The sequence below is a fragment of the Rothia sp. HMSC061C12 genome, from assembly GCF_001815755.1.
GTDB classification, from domain to species: domain Bacteria; phylum Actinomycetota; class Actinomycetes; order Actinomycetales; family Micrococcaceae; genus Rothia; species Rothia mucilaginosa.
In genome coordinates this window covers 59,390-85,534 of the sequence record NZ_KV821880.1, presented here as the reverse complement: position 1 = coordinate 85,534, position 26,145 = coordinate 59,390, and the positions used below count along the sequence as shown (strand labels likewise).

The following is a 26,145-nucleotide window of genomic DNA, read 5'->3' as shown; positions in this document are numbered from 1 at the left end:
TCGCTTCGCTTCGGGCACCCTGATGTCACTGCGGAGGACACCATTCCCTCCACTTCGTAAATAAAACACCCAGCCTCAGATTAGTAAGCGCAGGGCTTGTGTGCGCGATACCGGCATAACGAACTTAAAGGGGAGAGGGGCTGTCGCTCTTTCAGTCTTTTGCTGGCTCCGCCAAATAGGTGGGTTGAAATTGCGGCTTAGCGCCGCACCTTCCGAAAGCGACATCAGGGTGCCCGCACGGGCGCTCTCCGCAACGAAGCAAGGAAGAGCGGAGCGTCCGGGCGTGGCGGGTTCCCCTGCAGGAGCGCAGGAAGGGAGCGGCGCGGAAGCCTATACACCTCCAACGTGACCAAATGCTTTGCACACAGTACCCACCTCCGATACCCTAATGGAGGAAATCTACACTCACAGATACACCGCCGTATCACAAAGGAACACCCATGAAATTCCTCAAAGGGCTCGGCATCTTCTTCGCCGTATGCTTCGTCTTCTCCCTCTGGTACGTCATCCTCGGCGTCGTCATCATCGTGCTCATCGCGGGCATCATCATGACCATCCGCAAAAACCGGTACTTCGCAACCCCCGAATTCCAGACGCACCGCCAACGCACCGCCACACTCGCCAGCGAATACAACGAAGTCGCCAGCTACGTACACGACATCTACACCCACGGAATCTTCGAACTCGGCACCTCCACCAACGGCATGTACAGCCACCTCGCCACCGTCGAGACTCAGCGACCTAAAACCTGGCAGACTCTGCTACGGAAGAAACCCGAAGAACGCCACCCGCACGTCTACAACTCCTCAAAACAGGTCGTTCTCGAAGCCGAACGGGACCCCATCGGCAGCCTCACCAAATACTTCCACATCGAAGCCGACCTGCAAACCCTCAAAGACGTACAGCGCCTCTCCGACGATATCGCGCGTCTAGAAACCGCCGTCGACAACGTGCGACGCCGCGAAGACGACATGCTCGCACACATCAACCCGCCCCAATTCATCACCAAAATCTACGCCGACGAGTTCTGGAACAAACTCAACGTCTGCCACGTGGGGCTGACCGTGCCGTACCCCGTCTACCGCTTCGAATACACCTCACCCGGCGGCAAAGAAAACCGCGCCGTCACCGTCACCCTCGACACCCCAACCCTCGACGCGCTCTCCGAAACCCTCGAACGCAAAATACGCTGGGCATGGCCCGAAGGCGGCGAACGCACCCTCATGACCGCCCAGCTACGCCAACGCATCAAAGAACGCGACAACTACACCTGCCAAAACCCCGGATGCGGCAACTCCATCATGCGTGAACGAATCCTCATCCTAGAGGTTGTCCACAAGGTCCCGCTATCCGAAGGCGGCAATAACGAGCCCGATAATCTGCAGACCCTCTGCTGGCGTTGCGTGCGCGGACGGAACCTGCGGCTCGCATAAAGCCGCACCTTCCGAAAGCGACATCAGGGTGCCCGCCCGGGCGCTCTCCGCAGTGAAGCAAGGAAGAGCGGAGCGTCCGGGTGCGGTGGGTTCCCCTGCAGGAGCGCAGGATGGGAGCGGCGCGAGGTATCCATGGGTTCCCCTGCTGTGCATTAGCCAGGGATTTATGTTAAAGCTGAGGTTCAAGGTATGCTTTTCCTCGGCGCAGAGGCACAGACCTTCAGGCTCCCGCATCCGCGCCACAAACACATCACCCCACCTGAATAAAGGGCATACCATGTCTACATCCCTGACCCGCCGCAAGCTCGTCGCCGGTGCAGCCTGGGCGGCACCCGTCGTCGCCGCCTCCGCAACCATCCCCTCCTACGCAGCGTCCGTCGCTGCAGACTGCACGCTCGCCGCACACCCGGCGTACAGCATCTCCGGTACCGATGAAGGCGCCAAGACCGTTCAGAGCTTCGCCGTGCCCAACAACGTCCACAAGCTCCGCTTTGAACTGGTCGGCGGCGCAGGCGGCACCAACAACCGCATGACCCCCGCTGGCTCCGGCGCGAAGGTCAGCGGCATCATCCCCGTAACCCCCGGCTCCACCGTGCAGATCATCGCCGCGGCAGGCGGTATCGGTGACGGCTCCCTCACCCCCACCGCAGGCGGTGAAGGCTACGGCAACGGCGGCTCCGTACCCGCCTACACCATCCCCGCCACCATCACCTCGCAGGTTGACGCTAAGTACGCGGACCCGGCAAACTCCAAGAGCCAGGTCTACGCCGCATCAGGCGGTGGCTCCTCCGCACTGCTCATCGACGGCGTCATCGTAGCTGTAGCAGGTGGCGGTGGCGGTGCGGGCATGACCACCTCCGGCGTGTCCTACGCAGACCCCTGGTACTCCAACTTCAACGGTCAGATCGACGCCGGTGTGGCGCCCCTCGGCTCGGACGCATCCCCGCAGTTCGACGCGGCGGGTAGCGCCTCCGCGGCGGCAGGTTCCAACGGCACCTCCGGCTACGAAGTCTACAACGCTGAACGCTCTAAAGTCCTGACTTATAACTCCGGTTTCGGTGGCGCAGCGGGCGTTGGCGGTGCCGGTGGCGCGGCGGGCACCCTGCCGGCAAGCGGCCCCATCATTGGCTTTGAAACCACCAACAACCAGGTGCTGTTCAGCCAGTTTGTTGCCGGTAACGCGGGCACGAGTGGCTTCGCGGGCAACGGCGGCGATGGTGCGGGCGCGTACTCCTACCAGCTGGATGAGAACCCCGCCAGCGTGCACGAGAAGGGCACCTACGAGGACCGCAGCTGGGACCTGGACGTCTACAACGACGAGGGCGCGTACGCGCAGAACTTCAACGGCTACCAGTCCGTGGTGTCCGGCGGTGGCGGCGCAGGCTACGGTGGTGGCGGTTCCGGTGCGGCACAGTCTGTCTCCTCGATTGTGCTGACCCAGAAGTGGCTGAACAGCCCGACCGGCGTGCGTCAGGGCATCGGCTACACGATGCAGGGCGGCGCCGGTGGCGCGGGCGGCTCGTACATCGCCCCGTCCGTGAGTGAGGGTGCGATTGTTTCGGCTGAGAACGCGCCGCAGTGGATGCGCGAGCGCGGTAACGGCTCCGTGACGGTGACCTTTTGCGAGGCGGCTGCCTAACCGTTTCTCACGCTGAGAGGCGGTGTTCGTCCTCGCTCCTACAGGGGCACCCGCCCTCGCAGAGCTCGGGCACCCTGATGTCGCTGCGGACGACACCGCCTTTCCGCGCTAGGTTCCCGGCTTAGCTTGCGCTGTGAACGGCAAAGAGCCCCCACACGATTACCTCGTGTGGGGGCTCTTTGCTTGTGCTGCAGGTGCAGCCGTGTTTTCCGGAAGCGCCCTCAGGGTGTCAACCCGGACGCTCTCCGCAGCGAAGCAAGGAGAGGACGGAGCGTCCGGGTGACGGGTGCCCCTGCGTAGGCGCGGAGGAAACATGCGGCGCACCTACACCTGAGTAGGAGCGAGGACGAACACCGCCATCCGCACAAGACGTAATCTCACAAGCTAGCGTTTGATGGCGTCCAGCGCCTCACGCTGAGCCTTCGCAATGCGCTTCTCAGACACCGTGTAGGCGGTGCCGAGCTCCTGGGCGAAGAAGCTGACGCGCAACTCCTCAATCATCCAGTTCACGCGGCGGAGCGCATCCGGCACGATGGTGCCTGCCGGTAGCGACTTGACCGCGTTATCGTAGGAGTCTTCCAGGTCCTGCACGGTGAGCATGAGCTGGTTGTCGCGGTGCAGGTTCGGGCCGAGCTTCGTCAGGCGCACCTGGGCGGCCTTGAGGTAGCGCGGGATGTGAACCAGCTGGTCGTAGCCGGTTTTCGCCACGAATCCGGGGTAGACGAGGTTCTCCATCTGTGCCTTCACGTCGGAGACGGCGTGCATGGTCGTCAGCGAGGTTGCCTTCTTGATTGCCTTCTTCAGCGCGGTGGCTTCGGAGAGGATTTCGGCGACGAGCTTGGTGACGTCGAAGACCGTCTCGATGAGTTCGGCACGCACGTGCTCGTAGAGTTCGCTGTATTCGGTGTGAGTGAAGATGGGGGTGTGCGGCACGAGGTGGTCGAGTGCCGCGACGGTGCAGTCGCGGATGAGTTCGTCGATGGAGCCGTGCGGGTTCTGCGTGAAGACGATTTTCTCCTTGTGGGAGAGGTGTTCGCTCACGTAGCGTACGGGCGAGGGCACCTGCAGCTGGAGCAGGCGGATGATGCCGCGGCGCTGTGCGTGGAGCTGTTCGGCTTCGGTGGGGAAGATGCGCAGGCCCACGCTGGTTTCTTCGTCGACGAGGGCGGGGTATCCGTTGACTGCCTGGGTGGCGATGATGCGCTGTACCTTGCGGGGGATTTCTCCGTTGGGGAAGAGATCGGCGGGGAATTCGGTGAGGCCGCTGATTTCGCGTACCTGCGAACCGCGCGCATCGGCTACCTGAGCGGTGCCGCTCTGAGCGTTCTTCGCGCCCTTCTTGGCAGAAGCCGCGGAGCTACCCGAGTTACCCGAACCACCCTGCGCGAGCGCCACCATTTTTGCCATGGTGTCGTCGGATGCGCCGAGGGAGTCGGCGAGGGCGCCGCGAATTTCCTTGTGGAGCTGCTGCTGCAGGGCGCGCAGGTCCTTGCCTTCGCCCAGGATTTTGTTGCGTGCGTTGCGCACCTGGAATCCCATTTTCAGGTGTTCGGGCACGGCGTCCCAGTTGAAGGCTTCGGGCTCGACAACGACGCCGCGCAGGCGGCGTAGTACGAGTGCCAGGGAGGGGATGAGCTCGTCGGTTGCGGGGGAGTAGTCCTCTTCCAGGGCGGCGCAGGCGGCGCGTGCTACGTCGGGTGCGGGTACGAAGTTGCGTCGAATCGCCTTGGGCAGCGACTTGATGAGCGCGGTCACGAGCTCGTGGCGCAGGCCGGGAATCTGCCAGCGGAACGGTTCGGGGCTCAGCTGGTTGAGGAAGAGGATAGGCACCTGCACAGCCACACCGTCGCGTTTTGCGGCGTCGGTGCGTGCACCTCCCACGCCGGCGGTGGGGGCGTATTCGTAGCGCAGGTCGAGGGTCAGTTCGCCGCTGTCGGTGCGCTGCACCCACTGGCGCGGGAACTGGGAGTCGTCGTAGTCGGCGGCCTCCTCGTTGATGAGCTTCTCGGGGTTGAAGTCCAGGAAGTTGTCGTCTTCGAGACGTGCCTGCTTCCACCACTTGTCGAAGGCGCGCACATCGGTCACGTGGGCGGGGATGCGGGCGTCGTAGAAGGCAAAGAGCACGGAGTCGTCCACGCGCAGGTCGCGGCGGCGCAGGCGTGCTTCGAGTTCTTCGACTTCGGCGAGGGCGCGCTGGTTGCGCAGGTAGAACTTGTGCTGGGTGTGCCATTGGCCTTCGACGAGGGCGGACTGGATGAACAGTTCGCGGGCTGCGGCGGCGTCTACGCGGGCGTACTGCACGGGGCGGTCGGCGTAGATGGTCAGTCCGAAGAGGGTGCCCTTGGCGTAGGCGACTGCCGCGCCGGAGCTGAGGGACCAGTGCGGTTCGGAGTATTGCACGCTGATGAGGTGCTTGCCGATTTCTTCGATCCACTGTGGGTCGATGGAGGCGTTGGTGCGCGCCCACAGGCGGGAGGTTTCGACCAGTTCGGCGGAGAGCACCCAGTCGGGGCCCTTCTTGAACAGGCCGGAGCCGGGGAAAATCGCGAACTTGGTGCCGCGTGCGCCGAGGTATTCGCGGGGGCCGCGGTTGCGTCCCTTGGAGTCCTTTTCGCGTTCTTCCTTGACGCCCACGTGCGAGAGCAGGCCGGTGAGCAGGCTCTTGTGGATGTCGACTTCGTGGGCGGAGGCATTAATATCGCGTCCACCGCTGGCGTGAATGTTGGCGGTGCGTCCCATTTCGCGCAACTGGGCGAACAGGTCCTGCCATTCGCGGATGCGCAGGTAGTTGATGAACTCGCGGTGGCACATCTTGCGCAGCTGCGAGGAGGACAGCGCCGCCTGCTGCTCGTTGATGTAGTCCCAGAGCAACAGGAAGGAGGAAAAGTCGGAGGTGTCGTCGACGAAGCGGGCGTGCATGGCGTCGGCTTCAGCTCGTACGTCGGCGGGGCGTTCGCGCGGGTCCTGGATGGTCAGGGCGGCGGCGAGCACCATCATTTCCTTGGCGCAACCGCGGCGGCCGCCCTCGATGATCATGCGGGCCAGGCGCGGGTCCACGGGGAATGCCGCCATGGCTCGGCCGATGGCGGTGAGAGTGGCGCTGTTGCCGCGTCCCTTGCGGGGCTGGCGGGGGCGTTCGGTGAGCGCGCCGAGTTCGCGCAACAGGTTCACGCCGTCGTTAATGGCGCGGGATGCGGGCGGTTGCACGAACGGGAAGCGCGAAATGTCGCCGGGTTCGCGGACCACGCCGATTGCGATCATCTGCAGGATGACGGCGGCGAGGTTGGTGCGCAGAATTTCGGGGTCGGTGAACTCGGGGCGCGAGTTGAAGTCTTCCTCGGAGTAGAGGCGGATGGCGATACCGTCGCTGACGCGGCCGCATCGACCGGAACGCTGGTTGGCGCTTGCCTGCGAGATACGTTCGATGGGCAGGCGCTGAACCTTGGTACGCGCGGAGTAGCGTGAGATGCGTGCGGTACCGGTGTCGATGACGTACTTGATGCCGGGCACGGTCAGCGAGGTTTCGGCAACGTTCGTGGCGAGCACGATGCGCGGGCGGGTGCCGGGGGAGAACACACGGTGCTGCTCGGCGAGGGAAAGGCGCGCGTACAGGGGCAGCACCTCGTAGTTCAGGCGCGGCGACTTGAGAACCATCGCCTCGATTGCGTCCTTGGCGTCGCGGATTTCGCGCTCGCCGGAGAAGAAGATGAGGATGTCGCCGGGGGCTTCCTTGGAGAGTTCCTTGATGGCGTCGAGGATACCGTCGGTGGGGTCGTGGTCGTCTTCGATTTCGTCGTCGCTGAGGTAGTCTTCCTCATCGAGCGGGCGGTAGCGGATTTCCACGGGGTAGGTGCGGCCGGACACCTCAATGATGGGCGGTGCGTCGTCGGGCAGGATTGCTTCGGCGATTTCGCGTTCTTCGGCACTGAGGTTTTCGTCGACGATGCCCTTGCCCGGCACGTAGCTGGGAGAGAAGTGACGCGCGAAACGCTCCGGGTCGATGGTCGCGGAGGTAATAATGACCTTCAGATCCGGGCGCTGCGGCAGGATGCGCTTGAGGTAGCCGAGGATGAAGTCAATGTTCAGGCTGCGTTCGTGCGCCTCGTCAATGATGAGGGTGGAGTAGCGGCGCAGCAGCTTGTCGTTTTGAATTTCGGCGAGCAGAATGCCGTCGGTCATGAGCTTGATAGCGCTGTGTTCGCCCACTTCGGAGGTGAATCGAACCTGGTAGCCGACGGTTTCACCGATTTTCTGGCCGAGCTCTTCGGCGATGCGTTCGGCGACGGAGCGTGCGGCGAGTCGGCGCGGCTGGGTATGGCCGATGAGGCCCTTCTCTCCCAGGCCCAGGTCGAGGCACATTTTGGGGATCTGGGTAGTTTTACCCGAGCCGGTTTCACCCGCGATGATGACGACCTGGTTGTCGCGGATCGCGTTCATGATGTCTTCGCGGCGTTCGCTGACGGGCAGCTCTTCAGGGTAGGTGATGACCTCGGGAATGAACGGCTCGTAGCGGCGCGGTGCCGGGCGGTTCTGCTGGCTGCTCTTGTTGTCGCCCTGCTGGTTGCCCTGCTTGCGGGCACGGTTGTTGGCGCCTGCGCGTCGATTGGAGCGGGAGGCGTTGGAGTTGCGTTCGGAGGCGCCGCGGGAGGAGTTCTTGCGGTCTGCGTTATTCTTCGGGGTGCTGTTCTTCTGTGCACCCTTTTTTACCGCATTGTTCTCAGTAGTTTTATCTGCGGTTTTTTCGGCGGATCGTACCTTTGCCGCGTGGATTGCGGCGGCCATGCTCGCCATGGTGGGGGCGGTGCGGGGGGCCTTAGAAGTATCTGCGTGTTTCTTCGTGGATTTCTGCTCAGACATATCCTATCCAGTGTACTCGCCTTGCCTGCGGTGGGCTTGGGGTGTGCTTTGTTTGTCATATTTGGGTTTGTTCGCGGGAACCCCGGGGTGGGCGGTGGCGGAATACAGGCCCCAAGAGAGCAGTTAATATACAATAAATGACATCAAATGCTATTAAGAGAGTTAATAATTATTCATCTGAATTTTATGCGCCGTAGATGCGAATTAACTGCGCTTCTTAACTTTCTTTCGATAGTTTCGTTCAACTGCTACAGTGGTGAATAACACAGTAACGAAGGAGTGACTATGCCATCACCAAAGACGTACCCGGCAACACGTGTTGCAGTGTTGGATTGCTGCGAAGACGGACAGCACGAAGAAATTCACCACCGCTGCGAAGAGCTCTTCCAAGCCCTCGTTCACGCGAGTCTGCGCACCCACTTCGACCGCCTCAGCGCCGAAGAAACCCTCTACCTGGTCACCGGCGACGGCGAGCGCGTACAGATTTCCCCCGAAATGTACGGACCCCTCACCTCCGTAGCGCGCGCATTCGCCGACCGTAAGGACGTCTGCGTGGTACGCCAGGACCGCCTGATGACCACGCAGGAGGCGGCAGACTACCTGGGCGTATCCCGCCCGACCGTTGTTCGCCTGCTGGAGCGCGGAGATATTCCGTTCGAGCGCATTAACACGCACCGTCGCGTTGCTTTTGATGACCTCGAACGTTACCGCCTTGAACACGAATACGTGAACCGCCGCGTTCGCTAACCTGTCGAACCGCTCAGGCTACACAGCACGGTTGAGCTACACGCCGCGGTTGAACTGAACAGCGCGGTTGAGAAATAGCAACATCTGCTGAACAATATCGGGGCTAAAACAGCGCGAATCCCCGTGTTCGGCATCCGGAACCAGCACCAAATCGGTAGGCACCTGCCGCGTGCGCAGCGCCTGATACACCCGCACCGATTGCTGGTACGGCACACACGAATCACTAATACCGTGCACGAGCATGAGGGCAGTGGCACCGCCGCTCACTCCCTGTGCAGAGGCACTGTCGACCTTTTCCACTTGTTTCTGGGGGCGTACCACATCAATAGGATGTGCACGCTCCCAGTTCTTTTGGGCACGCTCGATGCAGACACCCGGAACCGCCCGCTCGCCCTTGGAAACGTCGATAGTAGACGCATCTGCGGGCACCGGGTAGGTGCTTCCCAGCAGTCGCCATTCGGCGCCATCATCCTCGGGATGATCGAGGGCGTAGCCAGCCAGAGGGCGATCGGTGAAGATGGTCCTCAAATCGCTGACCCCGTAAAACGAAGCCGCCGCCGCCACCTGCGAACTATGGGACGGGTAGGCGCTTGCCGCCCTGCCTTCAAAGTATTCGTCGTGCTCGGGTGTGCTCGCAGAATCCCCAAATGCAGAGTCACCGGCGGCGGAATCTCCCGTATGCGCAACCATCATGCTCAGGTGCCCGCCGGCGCTTCCGCCCGCTACCGCAATGCGCTGCGGGTCAATACCGAACTCGTGCGCGTTGGCGCGGAAGAAACGCACCGCCTCCTTCACATCGTGCAGGGCACCCGGGAAGAGCGCCTGATGCGAATACCGGTAGTTGATGGACGCGACCGCCCAGCCTGCCTGCTGAAAAGCGGCGCGCATGAGCGCCTGGGTATTAGGCTGCTCCCCGCCAGGGGTGCGCAGGATAGTGTCGCGTAGGGCCTGGTTGGTGCCGAAGCGCCAGGCGCCACCGTGAACCCACACCAGCATCGGCGCGGGGGAAGAAGGCTCGGTAGCTGAAGTTTCGGCAGTTGAAGAATCAGCAGCCGCGGGGAAGAAATCGTAGGCGAACGCCTCGCGAGTTACCGGCGACTGCGCACCGTAGTCGGGTAGCGAGTGGGCATCGTAAAAGCCCGCCTCGCGGTAAAAACCGGAGCGGTACCCGGTACTCTCAACGACGGGTGCACTCTCAGCGTTCGACATGCTCTCAGAAGTCTGCATGAATCAGCGCCGCGCTAGGGAACCAGCACGATCTTGCCGCGCGTGCGTCCGGTCGCCACCAGAGCGTGAGCCTGCGCAGCCTGCGAAAAATCAAGCACCTGATCCACGTGCACCTTCAACAGGCCCAAGGACATGAGGCGGGCAATCTCCTGCATCTGCGTACGGTCCGGGTGAACCGTCAGCCACTGCGCCTCGAAGCCGCGCTCACGCGCAACATCCAGCGGGTCGGGGCTGGTCAGTGTGACAATGCGGCCGCCGGGAACCAGCACCTCCAGCGAATCGAGGAAAGTCTGCTGGCCGGTGGAATTGAGTACCACGTCCATGGTCTGGCCGAGTACGGCACGGAAATCCTCGGTGCAGTAATCAATGGGCTGGGCACCCAGCGAGCGCACAAACTCGTGGTTCGCGGCGGAGGCGGTCGCAAAAACCTGAGCGCCAGCCTGCGCCGCCAGCTGAACGGCGAGGTGACCGACGCCTCCGGCACCGGCGTGAATAAGCACGCGCTCGCCTTCCTTCAAACGCGCCACTTCGAAGAGCGCCTGGTATGCGGTCAGAGCCGCCAGGGGAGCGCCGCCCAATTGAGCGCAGGGAACATCGGCGGGCACCTTCACCAGCTGATGCGCCGGGGCGAGAACATACTCGGCGTACGCACCGGCGGGGGAGGGGAAAGCAACAAGACCAAATACGCCGTCGCCCACCTTAAAACCCGTGTAGTCGCCGGCGGTAGCAACCACGGTGCCGGCAACATCCCAGCCGGGCACGAAGGGCTTGTACGACGGATCTGCCAGCTGAGCGGCGGGACCCAGACCCTTGCGAGTGGTCACATCAATTGGGTTGACACCGGCGGCAACCGTCTTGATGAGCACGTGACCGCGCACCGGCGAGGGGATGGGCACGTTTGCTTCGTGCAGAACGCTTTCGTCGCCCCATTCGGTGAGCTGAATCTGGCGCATGGTGGTCACGGGTTTACCTCCGCTGTCGTGGCTTAAAGTTCGGGTTGAGTTGAACAGTGTGCGCGTTCCCCATTCTCTCAAGGGTGCGAGCGTTGCCACAACAGGGCGGCAGGTAGTGTCCACGCTCTGGTGTTTCTACCGTCTGGCGTTTCTTGGCGGAGCATATAAGGCCGGATATAAAAAGGAGCCGACACCCGCTGTGCGAGTATCGGCTCCCGTGTTCCCTCTCGAATAAGAACATCGTGCCCCTGAAAGGATTCGAACCTTCGACCCCCAGTACCGGAAACTGGTGCTCTAATCCGCTGAGCTACAGAGGCAACCCACCTATGGTATCAGATAAGCACTAGATAAAGGGTCAGGCACCTGCCAAGGCTTGCTAGAATAGTTTGTTATGACTCCTGAAGAACTCTCCGAAGCCATTGCGCTTGCCCTTGAAGAAACCATTTCCTCCGGCCAGCTGACCCTCGTGGAGGGCGCTGAACTGCCCGCCGTCCGAGTGGAGCGCCCCAAGTCCCGCGAACACGGCGACTGGGCAACCAACGTCGCTCTGCAGCTCGCCAAGAAGGTGGGCAAGAACCCGCGTGAGGCAGCAGCTCTTCTGGCAGAGAAGATCGGCGCCATCCCCGGTGTTGCATCCGTAGATATTGCTGGCCCCGGCTTCCTGAACATCACCCTGGACGCCGCAGCCGCTGGTGAGCTTGCCGCCACCATCGTTGAGGCTGGCGAAGCATACGGCCGCAGCGACAAGTTCGCCGGTAAGACCATTAACCTTGAGTTCGTCTCCGCGAACCCCACCGGCCCCATCCACCTGGGCGGTACCCGCTGGGCTGCCGTCGGTGATGCGCTCGCCCGCGTCCTTGAGGCTGAGGGCGCTAACGTCGTGCGTGAATACTACTTCAACGACCACGGTACCCAGATTGACCGTTTCGTGCGGTCCCTGATTGCCGCTGCTCGCGGTGAGGAGACCCCCGAGGACGGCTACGCTGGCGCGTACATTGTTGACATTAAGGACCAGATTCTGGCTCAGCGCCCCGACGCGCTTGAGGCTGAGAACCCCGAAGAGATTTTCCGCGAAATCGGTACTCACCTGATGTTCGATCAGATCAAGGAGTCCCTGGCGGCATTCGGTACTCACTTTGACGTGTTCTTCCACGAGAACTCCGTGTTCGAAGGCGGCAAGGTGGACGCCCTGCTTGAGACCATGCGCGAGAACGGCCAGCTCTTCGAAGCTGACGGTGCATGGTGGATGCGCACCACCGACTACGGCGATGATAAGGACCGCGTGGTCATCAAGTCTGACGGCAACCACGCCTACGTGGCGGGTGATATCGCCTACTACCAGGACAAGATGACCCGTGCAGTAAACCCCGCTGACGTGGCGATTTATATGCTCGGCGCTGACCACAGCGGCTACGTGGGCCGTCTGAAGGCTATCGCCCAGATTCTTGGTTACCGCGCCGACCAGATTGAGGTCATGATCGGTCAGCTGGTAAACCTGGTCAAGGACGGCAAGCCCGTCCGCATGTCCAAGCGTGCTGGCACCGTGGTCACCCTCGAGGACCTGGTCGAAGCTGTTGGCGTTGACGCGGCCCGCTACGAGCTGACCCGCTACTCGGTGGACACCCCCATCGACATTGACCTGGGCCTGCTGACTTCCAAGAGCAACGAGAACCCGGTCTACTACGTGCAGTACGCTCACGCACGTACCGCCGCTGTGGCACGTAACGCCGCGGAGGCTGGCGTGAAAGTTGAGGACGGCGTGGATACCTCCCTGCTCGACTCGGCTGCTGACGGTGAGCTGCTGGCTGTACTCGGCCAGTTCCCCGCTGCTGTGCGCGATGCCGCGAAGTTCTACGAGCCGCACCGCGTGAACCGCTACCTGGAGCAGCTCGCTTCGGCGTACCACAGCTGGTACGGTGTCTCCCGCGTCACCCCCAAGGCGGATGAAGAGGTCACCGACCTGCACCGTACCCGCCTGCTGCTGAACAACGCGGCACAGCAGGTGCTGGCTAACGGCCTGAACCTGCTGGGTGTGAGCGCACCCGAGCGCATGTAATACTCTCGTTTCAACCCCCGACCCGGTGCTACCGGGGCGGGGGTTGAGCGTATGCCGGCAAGATAGCTAAGAAAGAGATACGATGAGCGAAGCCCGCGCCCTCTACGCCCCCGAATGGCTCACCTACCCCGAGCGCCCCGAGGCCCTGTCCCGCACGATCTGGACGGATTCCTTTACCCGCAATAATCAGGGCGAGCTCTGCATTGATGGCGTGACCGTCAGCGACCTGGTTGCTGAGCACGAAACCCCGCAGTACGTCTTCTCCGAGACGACCTTCCGCGCCCGCGCCCGCGCCTACCGCACCGCTTTTGAGCAGGCTTTCGCCGCGCACGGTGCGAAGGTGAGCGTTTACTACGCCGGTAAGTCGTTCCTGTCCACCGCTGTGGCGCGCTGGGCGACCGAGGAGGGGCTGTGCCTGGATACCGCCTCCGGTGGTGAGTTGGCGTTGGCTCTGCGCGCGCAGGTGCCCGGTGCGAATATCGCCCTGCACGGTAATAACAAGTCGGAGGCTGAGATTGCCCGCGCGATCCGTAACGGCCTGGGTCGTGTGGTGGCTGACTCGGTGGATGAGCTCAAGCTCATTGAGTGCGTGTACGCCGAGCTTGCCGCCGAGCGTGTGGCTGAGGGCGAGGAGCCGTACGCCCCGGTTCCGGTGCTGATTCGCATCACCCCCGGCGTGCATGCCTCGACCCACGAATCCATTGCGACCGCGCACGAGGATCAGAAGTTCGGCATGTCCCTGCAGCCCGGCACCGCCGCGCTTGCTGGTCTGGATGAAGAGGAGCTGGAGCACTGGGGTGTTGAGTCTACCGATTCTTACGCGGCTCTGGCTGCCGCGATTCTGAACGCGACCGATTCCCTGGATTTCCGCGGTATTCACTGCCATATTGGTTCGCAGATTTTTGAAGCGGAGGGCTTCGAGCAAGCGGCTACTACCGCTCTGGAGTTCATGAACCGCCTCAACCGTGACCTGGGTGTGACGCTGCCGGAGCTGGATTTGGGTGGCGGCTACGGCATCGGCTACACCGAGGCGGATCACCCCCGCTCCATTACCGAGGTGACCGAGTCGATTGCCGCTTCCGTTGCGGCAACCTGCGAGCGCCTGGGCATGGCGATTCCGCACATGTCGTTCGAGCCGGGCCGTTCCATTTCTGGTCCTTCGGGTGCGACCCTGTACACGGTCGGCACCATTAAGAACGTGAGCATTGAGGACGAGAACGGCGAGATTCGTGTGCGCCGCTACGTTTCGGTGGATGGCGGTATGAGCGATAACGCCCGCCCGGTGCTGTACGAATCGGATTATTCGGTGACTCTGGCTAATCGTGCCCCGGCGGGGGAGCAGGTGCTCTCTCGCGTGGTGGGTAAGCACTGCGAGTCTGGCGATGTGGTGGTTCGTTACTGCTACCTGCCTGCTGACCTGCAGGCTGGCGATATTCTGGCGGTTCCGGCGACCGGCGCGTACTGCTATGTGCTGGGTTCGAACTATAACTTCCTGACTCGCCCGCCGGTGATTGCGACCGCTGAGGGGCAACCTTCTCGCGTGATGATTCGCCGTCAGCGCGAGGAAGATATGTTGGCGCTGGATATGGGTTCGGATATCTAGAGTTCCGCCCCAGATGCTATGAAACCGTGGAGTTCCCGTCTCTGCCATACACGCCGTGAGGCAGCAATTGCAGGCAGGGCTTCACGGTTTTGAGTGCTCAAAACTCTGCAGACACTAAGGTTCACCTCATAACTGTGAGGGATACCTCATCTCAGAGAGTAAAAGTCGCACCTTGAGGCTGCAGCCCCGTCGCCGCCTCTTGATAAAGTGGTTGTTGGGTGCGTGCTCTGCGCCGCATCCGTGCCTTAGCCCGAAGAGATACCGGGGCGAACCCGGAACAGACCGTAGAAAGAGACTATCGTGGCTGAAAAGATCAAAGTAGCACTGCTTGGTGCCGGTAATGTCGGTTCCCAGGCTGCTCGCATCCTGGTCGAGGATAACGCCGTCCTTGAGAAGCGCATTGGCGCCCCCGTGGAGTTGATCGGTATTGCTGTGCGCGATACTAATGCATCCCGCCACTGGAATGCGGACCCCTCGCTGTACACCACCGACGCTGAATCCCTGATTGATGCGGCGGATGTGGTCATCGAGCTGACTGGCGGTATTGAGCCGGCTCGCACCCGCATTCTGCGTGCTCTGAAGGCGGGTAAGTCCGTGGTCTCCGGTAACAAGGCGCTGCTGGCTAAGCACGGTGTGGAGCTGCAGGCTGCTGCTGATGAGTCCGGTGCTCAGCTCTCTTACGAGGCTGCTGTTGCGGGTGCTATCCCGATTCTGCGCCCCCTGCGTGACTCCCTGGCTGGTGACCGCGTGACCCGTGTTCTGGGCATCATGAACGGCACCACCAACTACATTCTTGACCAGATGGACACCACCGGCGCATCCTTCGCGGATGCACTGGCTGAGGCTCAGAAGCTCGGCTACGCGGAGGCTGACCCGACCGCTGACGTTGAGGGCCACGATGCCGCGTCGAAGGCTGCGATTGTTGCTTCGCTGGCGTTCCACTCTGACTTCACCATCGATGATGTGCACACTGAGGGCATTACCTCCATCACCGCTGATGATGTTGCTGCCGCGGATGCTGATGGTTACGTCATCAAGCTGCTGGCCATTTGTGAGCGCGAGGGTGCGGACGGCGCGAACATTCGCGTGAACCCGACCCTGATTCCTCGTCAGCACCCGCTGGCGGGCGTGCACGGTGCGTTCAACGCTGTGTTCGTTGAGGCGGAGAACGCTGGCGAGCTGATGTTCTACGGTCCCGGTGCGGGTGGCGCACCGACTGCTTCGGCTGTTCTGGGTGACTTCGTGTCTCTGGCTCGTCGCCTGGTGCTGGGCGGTCCCGGTGTTCCGGAGACTTCTCACGCTCAGTTGCACGCAACTAGCCTGGACAACGTGATTTCTCGCTACTCGGTGGGTGTTCTGGTGGAGGACCGTCTGGGCGTTCTGGCGAATATTACCCGTATCCTTGCCGAGCACGGTATTTCGGTGGATTCGCTGCGCCAGTCCACCCCGAAGGAGGGTGCGGCTCAGATTCGTATGGTGACTCACTCGGCGAAGGATTCTGATCTGCGCCGTGCGATTGCTGTGATTGATGCTCTGGACACTGTGCGTGAGGTGAACTCGGTCATCCGCGTGGAGTCCGAGAAGCATTAAGGCTCAAAAGCATTATCTATGTGCGGCACGCGCCGCTCACTAAACGTGCGATGTTCGCTTGCGGGTGCATCGCTCACTAACTAACCCGCGTACCCGCTACCGCGCCGGACCTATGGGAGGTCCGGCGGGCGGGGCGCCAAGATTGAAGGAGAAGCCAATGGCACACGTGTGGCAGGGCGTTATCAATGAGTACCGTGACCGTCTGCCTTTCGCAGACGATGTGAAGGCTGTGACCCTGGGCGAGGGCGGTACCCCGCTGATTCACGCGCCGGCACTGTCTGCTGAGACCGGTAACACCGTTTACCTGAAGTTTGAGGGTATGAACCCGACCGGTTCGTTCAAGGACCGCGGTATGACCAGCGCGATGACTGCCGCTAAGCGTGACGGCGCGAAGGCTGTTGTGTGTGCTTCGACCGGTAACACTTCCGCTTCGGCTGCTGCGTACGCTCTGCAGGCTGGTATGCGCTGTGCAGTGCTGGTTCCGGACGGCAAGATTTCTATGGGTAAGCTGTCTCAGGCTATCGCTCACGGTGCTGACATCATTCAGATTGACGGCAACTTCGACAACTGCCTGGAGATTGCTCGCAAGCTCAGCGAGAACTACCCTGTGTTCCTGGTGAACTCGGTCAACCCTTACCGTATTGAGGGTCAGAAGACCGGTTCGTTCGAGGTCGTTGATACCCTGGGTGACGCTCCCGATTACCACCTGCTGCCGGTTGGCAACGCGGGTAACATCACCGCGTACTGGAAGGGCTACAAGGAGTACTCGGAGCCTTACACCAACCGTGACGGTGAGGTTCTGGAGCCGGTTGCGACCAAGCGCCCGATCATGTGGGGCTTCCAGGCTGCTGGTGCTGCACCGATCGTTGCTGGTCACCCGATTGAGGCTCCTGAGACCATTGCGACCGCGATCCGTATCGGTAACCCCGCGTCGTGGGAGAAGGCTGAAGCTGCTCGCGATGAGTCCGGCGGCGTGATTGAGGCTGTCACCGATGAGGAGATTCTGGAGGCGCACCGCTGGCTGTCTGCCCGCGAGGGTGTCTTCGTGGAGCCGGCTTCGGCTGCCGGTGTTGCGGGTCTGCTGAAGAAGCACCGCGCCGGTGAAGCTCCCGAGGGTAAGACCATCGTCATCACCGTGACCGGTCACGGTCTGAAGGACCCGCAGTGGGCTCTGCAGGCTGTGAACGGCGTGAAGGTTGAGCCGACTAAGGCTCCCTTCGACGTGGTTGCTGTGGCAGATATTCTCGATTTGCACTAGCCTATTCATACTACGTTGTGCACTCCGTCCCGATTTTTCGGGGCGGGGTGCACCTGCATGACAGCCCTTTTTGTATCTTTCACCTATTCACTCATTACGTCACCGATCGCGAGGTTCTTCTCATGTCTTCTCTGCATATTTCTGATATTCCGGTGGGCGCGTCCGTTAAGGTTCGCGTTCCCGCTACGAGCGCTAACCTGGGTCCCGGCTATGACAGCATGGGTTTGGGTCTTGGCTTCTATGATGAGCTGGTTGTTGAGCGTATTGAGTCCGGCCTGGAGTTTGAGCTCAGCGGTGAGGGTAGCGCGGATGTTCCTCGCGACGAGAGCCACCTGGTTTTGCAGGCGATGAAGGCTGGTTTCGCGGCGGCTGGTTTGGATGAGCTGCCCCCGGTGAAGCTGATTGCTGATAACAAGATTCCGCATTCTCGCGGTATGGGTTCTTCGGCGTCGGCTATTGTTGCGGGTGTGGCTGCGGCGAGCGGTCTGCTGCCGGAGGAGCACCGTCTGAGCCGTGAGCAGATGCTACAGGTCGCCTCCGATATGGAGGGCCATCCGGATAACGTGGCTCCGGCGATTTACGGCAACCTGTCGGTGTCCTGGGGTGAGATGGGCAACTGGAAGACCTTGATTATTCCGGTGCATCCTGATGTTCACCCTGTGGTGGCTGTGCCCGATTATGAGGTGTCGACGAAGCTTGCTCGTTCGCTGATTCCTGAGGAGATGCCCCACGTTGAGGCGGTGGCGAACTCCGCTCGTGCGGCGTTGCTGGTGCGCACTCTCTCTGATGCTCCCGAGTACCTGATGGATGCGACCGTGGATTACCTGCATCAGGGGTACCGCGTGACCGCGATGGAGCCGTCCGCTGTGCTGGTTGCGTACCTGCGCAGTCAGGGTTTTGCTGCGGTGATTTCTGGCGCTGGCCCTACTGTTTTGACCTTTGCGCACGGTGACGAGCAGGTGCGACAGGTTCAGGAGGCGATTGCCGAGTTTGAGGCGACTCACCCTTGTAGCGCTATTGTGGATTGCCGCTTGAACTGGCGGGTGCTTCCCCTTGAAATTGACACTGAAGGTGTTATAGTTACTCAGTAGGACGTTATTAGTTCGTCCTATGTTGAGGTTCGCCCGTCGTTCAATGTAGACCGTCGATACTATCCTTCGTAACGTACTTCCGTTTCCCCTGATGCCTCAGATGCTTTGTGTATCTGGGCGGGAGCCGGCAGAGTTCGGGGGAGTGCCTTTGGAGTTCACGTCTTTCTTTATTTCTGACGCATAGGGGAAGACTTTTCTGGAGGTTCGGTTTCGCGGCGGGTGCCCTTTCAAAGTGACCATTCCATCCTCTTCATCTCGCGTAGATGGTTTGTATAGATGATGGTTTGGGCTTGCCCACATTTGTGATAGAGCGCCTTATCTTCCGTGTGTGCTCGCTGTGTCTGAATCAGCGTGTACGGTAAGAGACGCGAACCGCCTCCAGTGCGGTTCGAGGGAGTCGAAGGTGCAGACTGCTGTTTTCTTTCGGCAGTGTCTAAACCTTTGACCGCGCTATAGCGCCCGCCCGATCTTTATTCTGAAGATTTTTCAGGGCTTATAACCAAAGGAATTGTAGTTGGCAAAGAATATTGTTGTCACCGATGAGTACGGTACGGCAGCTGCCGCACCGGAACTTGCGAACTTGAAGGTCGCGCAGCTGCGTGTCCTCGCCCAGCAGCTTGGTATCCGCGGCTATCTGAAGTTGAAGAAGGCTGAGCTGGTTCAGGCTCTTGAGGAGCATCAGCGTGGTGGCGCCGTAGCCGCTCCTGCTGAGCCCAAGTCTGAAGCACCCAAGTCTGAAGCGCCCAAGTCTGAAGCGCCCGCTGAGGCCGCTGAAGCTGCCCAGGCTCCCGCTGCTGAGAAGGCTGAAGAGTCTAAGCTGCGCCGTACCCGCCGCACTCGCGCCCAGAAGGACGCCGAGGCGCAGGCTGAGAAGACCGAAAACGCTGAGGTTGCTGAAGCCCCCGCTGAGGGCGCTGAGAAGGCTGAGAAGCGTACCCGCTCTTCCCGTTACGAGACTCCCGCTCAGAAGCGTGCGCGCGCTCGCCGTGCCGCTGAGGGTGAGGACGCATCGGCTGAGAAGTCCGAGAAGACTGAGAATAACGAGAAGCCGGAGAAGCGTACCCGCCGCACCCGCACCCGTAAGGACGAGAAGCCCGTTGAGCTTCCTCCGCTGGATGTGCGCGCTGAGCTGGCTGCTGAGCGTATCGGCGAGCGTGCGGAGCAGGTTGACCTGCCCGGTAACTCTGCTGAGCTGAAGGCTACTACCGCTGACGGCACCGCGAGCCTGGACAGCCTGAACGCTGCCCTGGACATGACTTTTGGCACCCCCGACGGTGAGAAGAGCTCGAAGCGTACCCGCACCCGTGAGCGTCGCCGCGATCAGGATGGTGAGCGTACCGAGCGCCGCACTAAGCGTGACCGCCAGGCGGAGCGTGTAGAGCGCAATGCTGAGCGTAGCGAACGTGCCGAGCGTAAGGCTGCTGAGCGTGCAGAACGCGCTGAGCGTGCTGAGCGCACCGAGCGTACTGAGCGCCGTTCCAAGCGTGACCGTCAGGCTGAGCGTGCTGAGAAGCAGGCTCGCCGCCGCGAGGAGAACGAGCCTCGCCTGAGCGAAGACGATGTGCTGGCACCGATTTCGGGTGTTCTGGACATTCTCGATAACTACGCTTTCGTGCGTACCACCGGCTACCTGCCCGGCACCAACGACGTGTACGTCTCCCTGGCTCAGGTGAAGAAGTACAACCTGCGTAAGGGTGACCACGTGCTCGGCGCGATTCGCGTGCCGCGTGAGGGTGAGTCGAACAGCCGCCAGCGTTTCAACGCGCTGGTTCAGGTTGAGGCGATTAACGGTCAGAGCGTTGAGGAAGCAGCGAACCGCCGCGTCTTCTCGAAGCTGACTCCGCTGTACCCCAAGGAGCGTCTGCGCCTGGAGACCACCCCGAAGAAGCTGGGCACCCGCGTGGTGGACCTGGTGTCCCCGATCGGTAAGGGTCAGCGTGGTCTGATTGTGTCCCCGCCGAAGGCGGGTAAGACCCTCATGCTGCAGTCCATTGCGAACGCGATTACTGTGAACAACCCGGACGTGTACCTGATGATGGTCCTGGTGGATGAGCGTCCTGAAGAAGTGACCGATATGCAGCGCACCGTCAAGGGTGAGGTTATTGCCTCGACCTTCGACCGTCCCGCTGAGGATCACACCACTGTGGCTGAGTTGGCTATTGAGCGTGCGAAGCGTATGGTGGAGCTCGGCTACGATGTGGTCGTGCTGCTGGACTCCATGACCCGCCTGGGCCGCGCATACAACCTGGCGGCTCCCGCATCCGGTCGTATCCTGTCCGGTGGTGTGGATTCTGCTGCACTGTACCCGCCGAAGAAGTTCTTCGGTGCTGCCCGCAACATTGAAGAGGGCGGCTCGCTGACCATTCTGGCTACCGCGCTGGTTGAGACCGGTTCGAAGATGGATGAAGTGATCTTCGAAGAGTTCAAGGGCACCGGTAACATGGAGCTGCGCCTGTCCCGTCAGCTGGCGGATAAGCGTATCTTCCCGGCGGTTGATATTAATGCTTCTGGTACTCGCCGCGAGGAGAACCTGCTCTCCCCGGATGAGATCAAGATTATGTGGGGTCTGCGCCGTGCCCTGGCGGGTATGGAACCCGAGCAGGCTCTGGGTGTTCTGACCAACCAGCTGCGTAAGACTGAAAGCAACGTGGAGTTCCTTCTGACGGTTCAGAAGAACGGTCTGCGTCTGGTCGACTAAGGCTCGTATCTCACGCGCCCCACCTCCTCATGTGGGTGGGGCGCGTGAGACGTTCGTTTTGTGCATCCCCGTTGTGAGGGGTGTGAGATGTCTAGTGCCTGCCCGTGCGGCGTAAAGTGCGGGAGATGGAAGAGAGAACAGAATGTTTGAATCTATTCAGGTTCTGCTGGATGAGCACGCTGACCTGCAGAATCAGCTGGCTGACCCCGCCGTGCAGGCGAATCAGGGTAAGGCACGCCGTGTGGGCCGCCGCTACGCGGAGCTGACCGGTATTGTGACTGCGTACAACAAGTACACTTCGCTGAAGGATGACCTTGAGGCTGCTCGCGAGATGGCTGATGAGGATCCGGATTTCGCGGCGGAGATTCCCGGTCTGGAGGAGGAGCTGGAGGTTGCTCAGGAGAAGCTGCGCCGCCTGCTGATTCCGCGTGACCCGGATGATGGCCGTAACGTCATTCTTGAAGTGAAGGCTGGTGCCGGTGGTGACGAGGCGGCTCTGTTCGCTGGTGACCTGCTGCGCATGTACATGCGTTACGCCGAGAACAAGGGCTGGAAGACTGAGATTATTTCCTCGACCAGCACCGATGTTGGCGGTTACAAGGACGCCCAGATTGCTATTAAGGGTTCCTCGAACGAGCCTGCTGAGGGCGTGTGGGCACACCTGAAGTACGAGGGCGGCGTGCACCGCGTGCAGCGTGTTCCGGCGACCGAGTCTCAGGGCCGTATTCACACCTCCGCCGCCGGTGTGCTGGTGTTCCCCGAGGTGGACGAGCCGGAAGAAATCGAGATTAACCAGAACGACCTGAAGATTGACGTGTACCGTTCTTCGGGCCCCGGTGGTCAGTCGGTGAACACCACCGACTCGGCGGTGCGTATTACCCACCTGCCGACCGGTATTGTGGTGGCGATGCAGAATGAGAAGTCTCAGCTGCAGAACCGTGAAGCTGCGATGCGCGTTCTGCGTGCGCGACTGCTGGCTCACCAGCAGGAGCAGATTGACGCTGAGAACGCGGCACACCGTGCTTCGCAGGTGCGTACCATGGACCGTTCGGAGCGTATCCGTACTTACAACTTCCCGGAGAACCGCATTGCGGATCACCGTACCGGCTACAAGGCGTACAACCTGGACGCTGTGCTGAACGGTGACCTGGAGCCTGTGGTTCAGTCCGCTATTGAGATGGATGAGGCGCACCGCCTCGCTCAGGTGGGCCAGGAGCAGAAGTAGTTCTGTGCAGACGTAGGTTCTGTATATAGACTCTTGTCGATTCACTGAATCGACGTGAGATGTTGGTGAGGGGCTCGCCGCTACGGCGGTGGAGCCCCTTAGCCATATGCTGTGACAGGTTTTGAGCTGTTGAGAGAGCGTAAGGAGAGCTCATGAAGGTGAATGTGCACGACCCGCGCGGGGAAGAACTCGCGCAGGTACTCACGCGCGCCACCGCGGCACTGGCGCAGGTGCCCAGCCCCCGCGTGGACGCCGAGCTCCTCGCCGCGCACCTGCTCTACGACGGTTCGCGCTCGCGCCTACAGCACGCCGCGCTCATGGGGGAGCGGCTCACCCCCGCACAGGTCGCAGAGTACGAGGCGCTGGTCGCCCGCCGCGCCTACCGCGAACCGCTGCAGCACATCACCGGCTCCGCTCCCTTCTACCGCCTAGAACTGGCAGTCGGACCGGGCGTGTTCGTACCCCGCCCCGAGACCGAGCTACTCGTCGAAGAAGCCCTCAAGGTGCTGACCGCACGCACCGATTCGACAACCGGTCAGCTGCGCATCGTCGACCTGTGCACCGGCTCCGGGGCTATCGCGGCGGCAATTAAGAGCGAACTGCCGAACGCCCAGGTGTTCGCGGTGGAACTCTCCGAAGACGCCATCCCCTACACCCGTAAGAACCTGGAGCCGCTCGGCGTACACCTGGTTCAGGGGGACGCCCTCACCGCCCTGCCCGAACTTTCCGGAACCTTCGACGCGGTGCTCTCGAACCCTCCGTACATTCCGCCGGCGAACGTACCCGCCGACCCGGAAGCCGCCCTGCACGACCCGGACATGGCTCTGTACGGCGGGGGAGAGGACGGCATGCAGATGCCCTCCGCGATTGCCGCCCGCGCCTTCGAACTTCTTACCCCCGGCGGTCTGTTCATCATGGAGCACGACGACACCCAGGAAGAAGCCGTCGCCGAGCTGTTGGCACGTGTCGGCTTCGAGGACTGCTACCCGGTGCGTGACCTGAATAATCGTCCGCGTCATAGCGTCGGTTATAAACCGCGCCCACTAGAGCCTTTAGACTAGTAAATGCACCACCTAGCCCGTGCCGGGCTGCATGAAGGCAACGCGTCCGCCCCAGTAGTCAGCTCAGTAGCCAGCTCAGAGCCGGCGAAATACGGTGAACCCCCGGAAGAGTGCTTCCACATGGCGCGTTGTGGGTGCCGGTGTCTCGCCGCATCCAGAAAAACATGAGAGAATAAGACCCGTGACTGCAAAGCTGTACCCCGTAACGACTGAAACTGAGACCCGCGAGGCCATCGAAGCTGCCCGCGAGGCGCTGAAGGCGCACGACACGATTGTGATGCCCACCGATACCGTCTACGGTATTGCCGCCGATGCTTTCTCGCATCAGGGCGTTGCCAAGCTGCTGGCAGATAAGGGTCGCGACCGCACCATGCCGCCGCCCGTGCTGATCTTTGATCTTGCTGCGCTCGCTGGCGTGGTCGACGACGTTCCGGACGATATTTACGATCTGGGTGGTCGCTTCTGGCCCGGCGCGCTGACTATCATTCTTCATGCGTACCCGTCGCTGAGCTGGGATTTGGGTGAGACCCGCGGTACTGTTGCCGTGCGTGTTCCCGATGATGAGTTCGCCCTGAAGCTGCTGACTGAGCACGGTCCGCTGGCGGTTTCGAGCGCGAATAAGACCGGTCAGGAAGCCGCATTGGACGCACAGACCGCCATGGATTCCCTGGGCGAGGACGTTGCCGTGGTGATTGACGGTGGCGCTCGTCCTAAGCCGTTTGAGTCTGAGCCGAATGAGGACGGCGTGGTCGTGGTGACTGAGCGTGACCCGGCACCGTCGACGATTCTGGATTGCACCTCCTTCCCCTACGTGGTGGTTCGTGAGGGCGCGATTTCGGTGGAGGAGCTGCGCGAGGTCGTTCCGACCATTCTGACTCGTGCGGAGGCTGACGAGCAGGCGGCTCGTAAGGTTGAGGAAGCTGAGGCTGCTTCTTCCACGCCGTCTGAGTCGACTCCTTCTGAGCGTGCTCTGGATGAGCAGGCTGACCTGGATGAGGCGTACGAGCAGTGGGACAGCACCCACACCGTGAGCGGTGAGCCTGCTCGTCGCGCTTCGGCACCGGTTGCCGGTTCTGTCGCTGCGTCCCTGTTGGGCGCTACTTCGGCTCTGTCTTCTGCTTTCAGCACCGGCGTGGATCAGGAGCGTTCGCGCGGCTACCGTGACAACACTCCGAAGCCAGTTCGTGCGGATGAGCCGCAGACCCACCCGGTTCCTGCTGATACTGCTCGCGCGCTGGTCTTTGGCGCGTCGAAGATTGAGACTGCCGCTAAGGATGAGGCTAAGTCGGCAGAAGCTAAGACTGAGGCTACCAAGACTGATGCTGAGGTAAAGACTGAGCAGAAGGATGCCCCGGAGGATCACCTCTAAACCTCTGCGAGTTATAAAGCTCGGAGCATAAAAACGTATAGGGAACCCCCGATATATCGTTCAGATATATCGGGGGTTCCCTTTCGTTATGAGTCCTACAGGTTATGCGCTCCTGGGCTGCGTGCCTCAGGTTGTGCGCTGCTAGGGGCGCACGTACGCTACCTAGTTCTTGTCGAAGCGGCGGTCCTTCTTCTTACCCAGCGCGGTGTGGGCGTTGCGCAGTACTTCACGCACGCGAGGGGTGGGCAGAAGGTTGTTTTCGCGTGCCCAGGAGTCGTCGATGCCCTGGCCGAACCACATGACCTCGACCTTACGCACGGAGCCTGCGAACTTGTCATTCATCAGCTCGGAGACGGTGTAGCCCGCCTTGACGGCTGCGCGGCAGAGCCACTCGGGCAGGCGGCGCGGGTGGCGGCGACCAGCATCCACGGACGCGGAGGCAACGGTTGCGCCTTCCCAGGGCTGCAGCACGATGGTGGGTAGCTCGCCGGGGAAGGTGCCGAGCATGACCACGAATTCTGCGAGGGCGTGCACGCTGGAAACCGGGGACTTGCCGGTGCCAGCACCGGCAACGGAGGCAAAGGGGGAGGAGGCCATCTTGGCGAAGAGCTCGGTGGTGCGTCGGCCGCGGCCCTGCACGCTGGTTGCGCGCAGGATGCACAGTTCGGGTGCGCAGTCGGGGTGCCCTTCGAGGAAGTAGTCCTGCAGGTCGAGCAGCGCTTCTTCGCCGAGTGCCTTGGAGAAGGAGTAGGCGCTGAACGGGTTGGTCTCTTCGGAAGCATCTAGCACGAGGCGCGGGCCCTGCACAGCTGCGGAGGAGAGGTGGATGACGCGGCGCACGCCGGTGCGCTGCGCGGCGATGGCAATCACGGCGGGAAGCAGGGCGTTTGCGCCGACGAGCGGAGGTAGATCCTGCATATTGGGCGCTGCGAGGCCCGCAGCGTTGACGACGACCTGCGCGCCTGCGAAGGCTTCTGCGAGGGAGTCGATGATGCCTTCAAGCTGGTCTGCTTCGTCGATGATGCTGTCTACGTCGAGGGCTCGGGTTGCGAGTCGAGGTGCCTCAATGGGGTCGACGCTGATACCTTCTGCGTTTAGACGCGCGACGATGGAGGAACCAACGAAGCCGCTGGCGCCAATGACTTTCCACTTGGATTCGGACATCTCTTTTACCTCTCACGAGCCCGCGTACGTTGCGGGGAAAAATGGGGTCATTTCAACTTTCCCATATTTGAACAGTTTATGGGGAATTTGTGGGTTTTTATTCGGTCTCTGGTCGTTTTTTCGCACGGGGTGCACAGCGCAAACACAGGCTGTGAAGCTGGTAGCTTGATGGAT

The 26,145-nt window shown here is 61.5% G+C and carries 16 protein-coding genes and 1 tRNA gene; 12 read left to right on the top strand and 5 right to left on the bottom strand.

What is annotated here, in order from left to right; genetic code table 11:
- The first annotated feature begins 440 nt into the window (after positions 1 to 440).
- On the top strand, positions 441 to 1,433 hold the full coding sequence (locus HMPREF3055_RS08650) for an HNH endonuclease (RefSeq protein WP_070738853.1): 993 nt from the start codon (positions 441 to 443) through the stop codon (positions 1,431 to 1,433).
- A gap of 277 nt (positions 1,434 to 1,710) precedes the next feature.
- A complete protein-coding gene (locus HMPREF3055_RS08645; RefSeq protein ID WP_070738852.1) occupies positions 1,711 to 3,072 on the top strand; it encodes a hypothetical protein in 1,362 nt (453 codons plus the stop codon).
- Between the two features lie 384 nt (positions 3,073 to 3,456).
- Here HMPREF3055_RS08645 and hrpA read toward each other — a convergent pair whose 3' ends face one another.
- Entirely contained in the window at positions 3,457 to 7,929 is a 4,473-nt protein-coding gene (hrpA, locus tag HMPREF3055_RS08640; RefSeq protein ID WP_070738851.1) for an ATP-dependent RNA helicase HrpA, read from the bottom strand.
- 285 nt (positions 7,930 to 8,214) lie between these two features.
- On the opposite strand from hrpA, the gene HMPREF3055_RS08635 reads away from it, so the two are divergent.
- Positions 8,215 to 8,676, top strand: coding sequence for a helix-turn-helix domain-containing protein (locus tag HMPREF3055_RS08635; protein WP_005506503.1), 462 nt, complete (start codon positions 8,215 to 8,217; stop codon positions 8,674 to 8,676).
- A gap of 36 nt (positions 8,677 to 8,712) precedes the next feature.
- Here HMPREF3055_RS08635 and HMPREF3055_RS08630 read toward each other — a convergent pair whose 3' ends face one another.
- The 3 genes from HMPREF3055_RS08630 to HMPREF3055_RS08620 all read right to left on the bottom strand — a co-directional run bounded on the left by HMPREF3055_RS08630 (position 8,713) and on the right by HMPREF3055_RS08620 (position 11,173).
- The gene (locus HMPREF3055_RS08630; RefSeq protein ID WP_070738850.1) at positions 8,713 to 9,903 is read right to left on the bottom strand and encodes an alpha/beta hydrolase family protein; all 1,191 of its coding nucleotides are present in this window, start codon (positions 9,901 to 9,903) and stop codon (positions 8,713 to 8,715) included.
- A gap of 14 nt (positions 9,904 to 9,917) precedes the next feature.
- On the bottom strand, positions 9,918 to 10,865 hold the full coding sequence (locus HMPREF3055_RS08625; RefSeq protein WP_070738849.1) for an NADP-dependent oxidoreductase: 948 nt from the start codon (positions 10,863 to 10,865) through the stop codon (positions 9,918 to 9,920).
- A gap of 234 nt (positions 10,866 to 11,099) precedes the next feature.
- Positions 11,100 to 11,173 (bottom strand) — tRNA-Arg (locus HMPREF3055_RS08620).
- A gap of 74 nt (positions 11,174 to 11,247) precedes the next feature.
- Between HMPREF3055_RS08620 and argS the strand changes: the two genes are divergently transcribed.
- The 9 genes from argS (at position 11,248) to HMPREF3055_RS08575 (ending at position 24,807) form a co-directional block, all read left to right on the top strand.
- Positions 11,248 to 12,912, top strand: coding sequence for an arginine--tRNA ligase (gene argS, locus HMPREF3055_RS08615; RefSeq protein WP_070738848.1), 1,665 nt, complete (start codon positions 11,248 to 11,250; stop codon positions 12,910 to 12,912).
- An 82-nt stretch (positions 12,913 to 12,994) separates the two neighbouring features.
- Positions 12,995 to 14,515, top strand: a complete 1,521-nt coding sequence (locus tag HMPREF3055_RS08610) for a diaminopimelate decarboxylase family protein (protein ID WP_070738847.1) — start codon at positions 12,995 to 12,997, stop codon at positions 14,513 to 14,515.
- Positions 14,516 to 14,815: 300 nt separating this feature from the next.
- Positions 14,816 to 16,105 carry a homoserine dehydrogenase gene (locus tag HMPREF3055_RS08605; protein ID WP_070616553.1) on the top strand — a complete coding sequence of 430 codons (1,290 nt, stop codon included), beginning with the start codon at positions 14,816 to 14,818 and terminating at the stop codon, positions 16,103 to 16,105.
- Between the two features lie 157 nt (positions 16,106 to 16,262).
- Entirely contained in the window at positions 16,263 to 17,363 is a 1,101-nt protein-coding gene (thrC, locus tag HMPREF3055_RS08600) for a threonine synthase (RefSeq protein ID WP_070604619.1), read from the top strand.
- 122 nt (positions 17,364 to 17,485) lie between these two features.
- Complete coding sequence (gene thrB, locus HMPREF3055_RS08595) at positions 17,486 to 18,454, top strand: homoserine kinase (protein WP_060823648.1); 969 nt, start codon at positions 17,486 to 17,488, stop codon at positions 18,452 to 18,454.
- A gap of 514 nt (positions 18,455 to 18,968) precedes the next feature.
- On the top strand, positions 18,969 to 21,152 hold the full coding sequence (gene rho, locus HMPREF3055_RS08590; protein ID WP_070738846.1) for a transcription termination factor Rho: 2,184 nt from the start codon (positions 18,969 to 18,971) through the stop codon (positions 21,150 to 21,152).
- Between the two features lie 142 nt (positions 21,153 to 21,294).
- Positions 21,295 to 22,377, top strand: a complete 1,083-nt coding sequence (gene prfA / locus HMPREF3055_RS08585; RefSeq protein WP_049337341.1) for a peptide chain release factor 1 — start codon at positions 21,295 to 21,297, stop codon at positions 22,375 to 22,377.
- 152 nt (positions 22,378 to 22,529) lie between these two features.
- The gene (gene prmC / locus HMPREF3055_RS08580; protein WP_049340673.1) at positions 22,530 to 23,438 is read left to right on the top strand and encodes a peptide chain release factor N(5)-glutamine methyltransferase; all 909 of its coding nucleotides are present in this window, start codon (positions 22,530 to 22,532) and stop codon (positions 23,436 to 23,438) included.
- 181 nt (positions 23,439 to 23,619) lie between these two features.
- Positions 23,620 to 24,807, top strand: a complete 1,188-nt coding sequence (locus HMPREF3055_RS08575) for an L-threonylcarbamoyladenylate synthase (RefSeq protein ID WP_070738845.1) — start codon at positions 23,620 to 23,622, stop codon at positions 24,805 to 24,807.
- A 162-nt stretch (positions 24,808 to 24,969) separates the two neighbouring features.
- Here HMPREF3055_RS08575 and HMPREF3055_RS08570 read toward each other — a convergent pair whose 3' ends face one another.
- Positions 24,970 to 25,971 carry an NAD-dependent epimerase/dehydratase family protein gene (locus HMPREF3055_RS08570; RefSeq protein WP_049358652.1) on the bottom strand — a complete coding sequence of 334 codons (1,002 nt, stop codon included), beginning with the start codon at positions 25,969 to 25,971 and terminating at the stop codon, positions 24,970 to 24,972.
- Positions 25,972 to 26,145 lie beyond the last annotated feature (174 nt).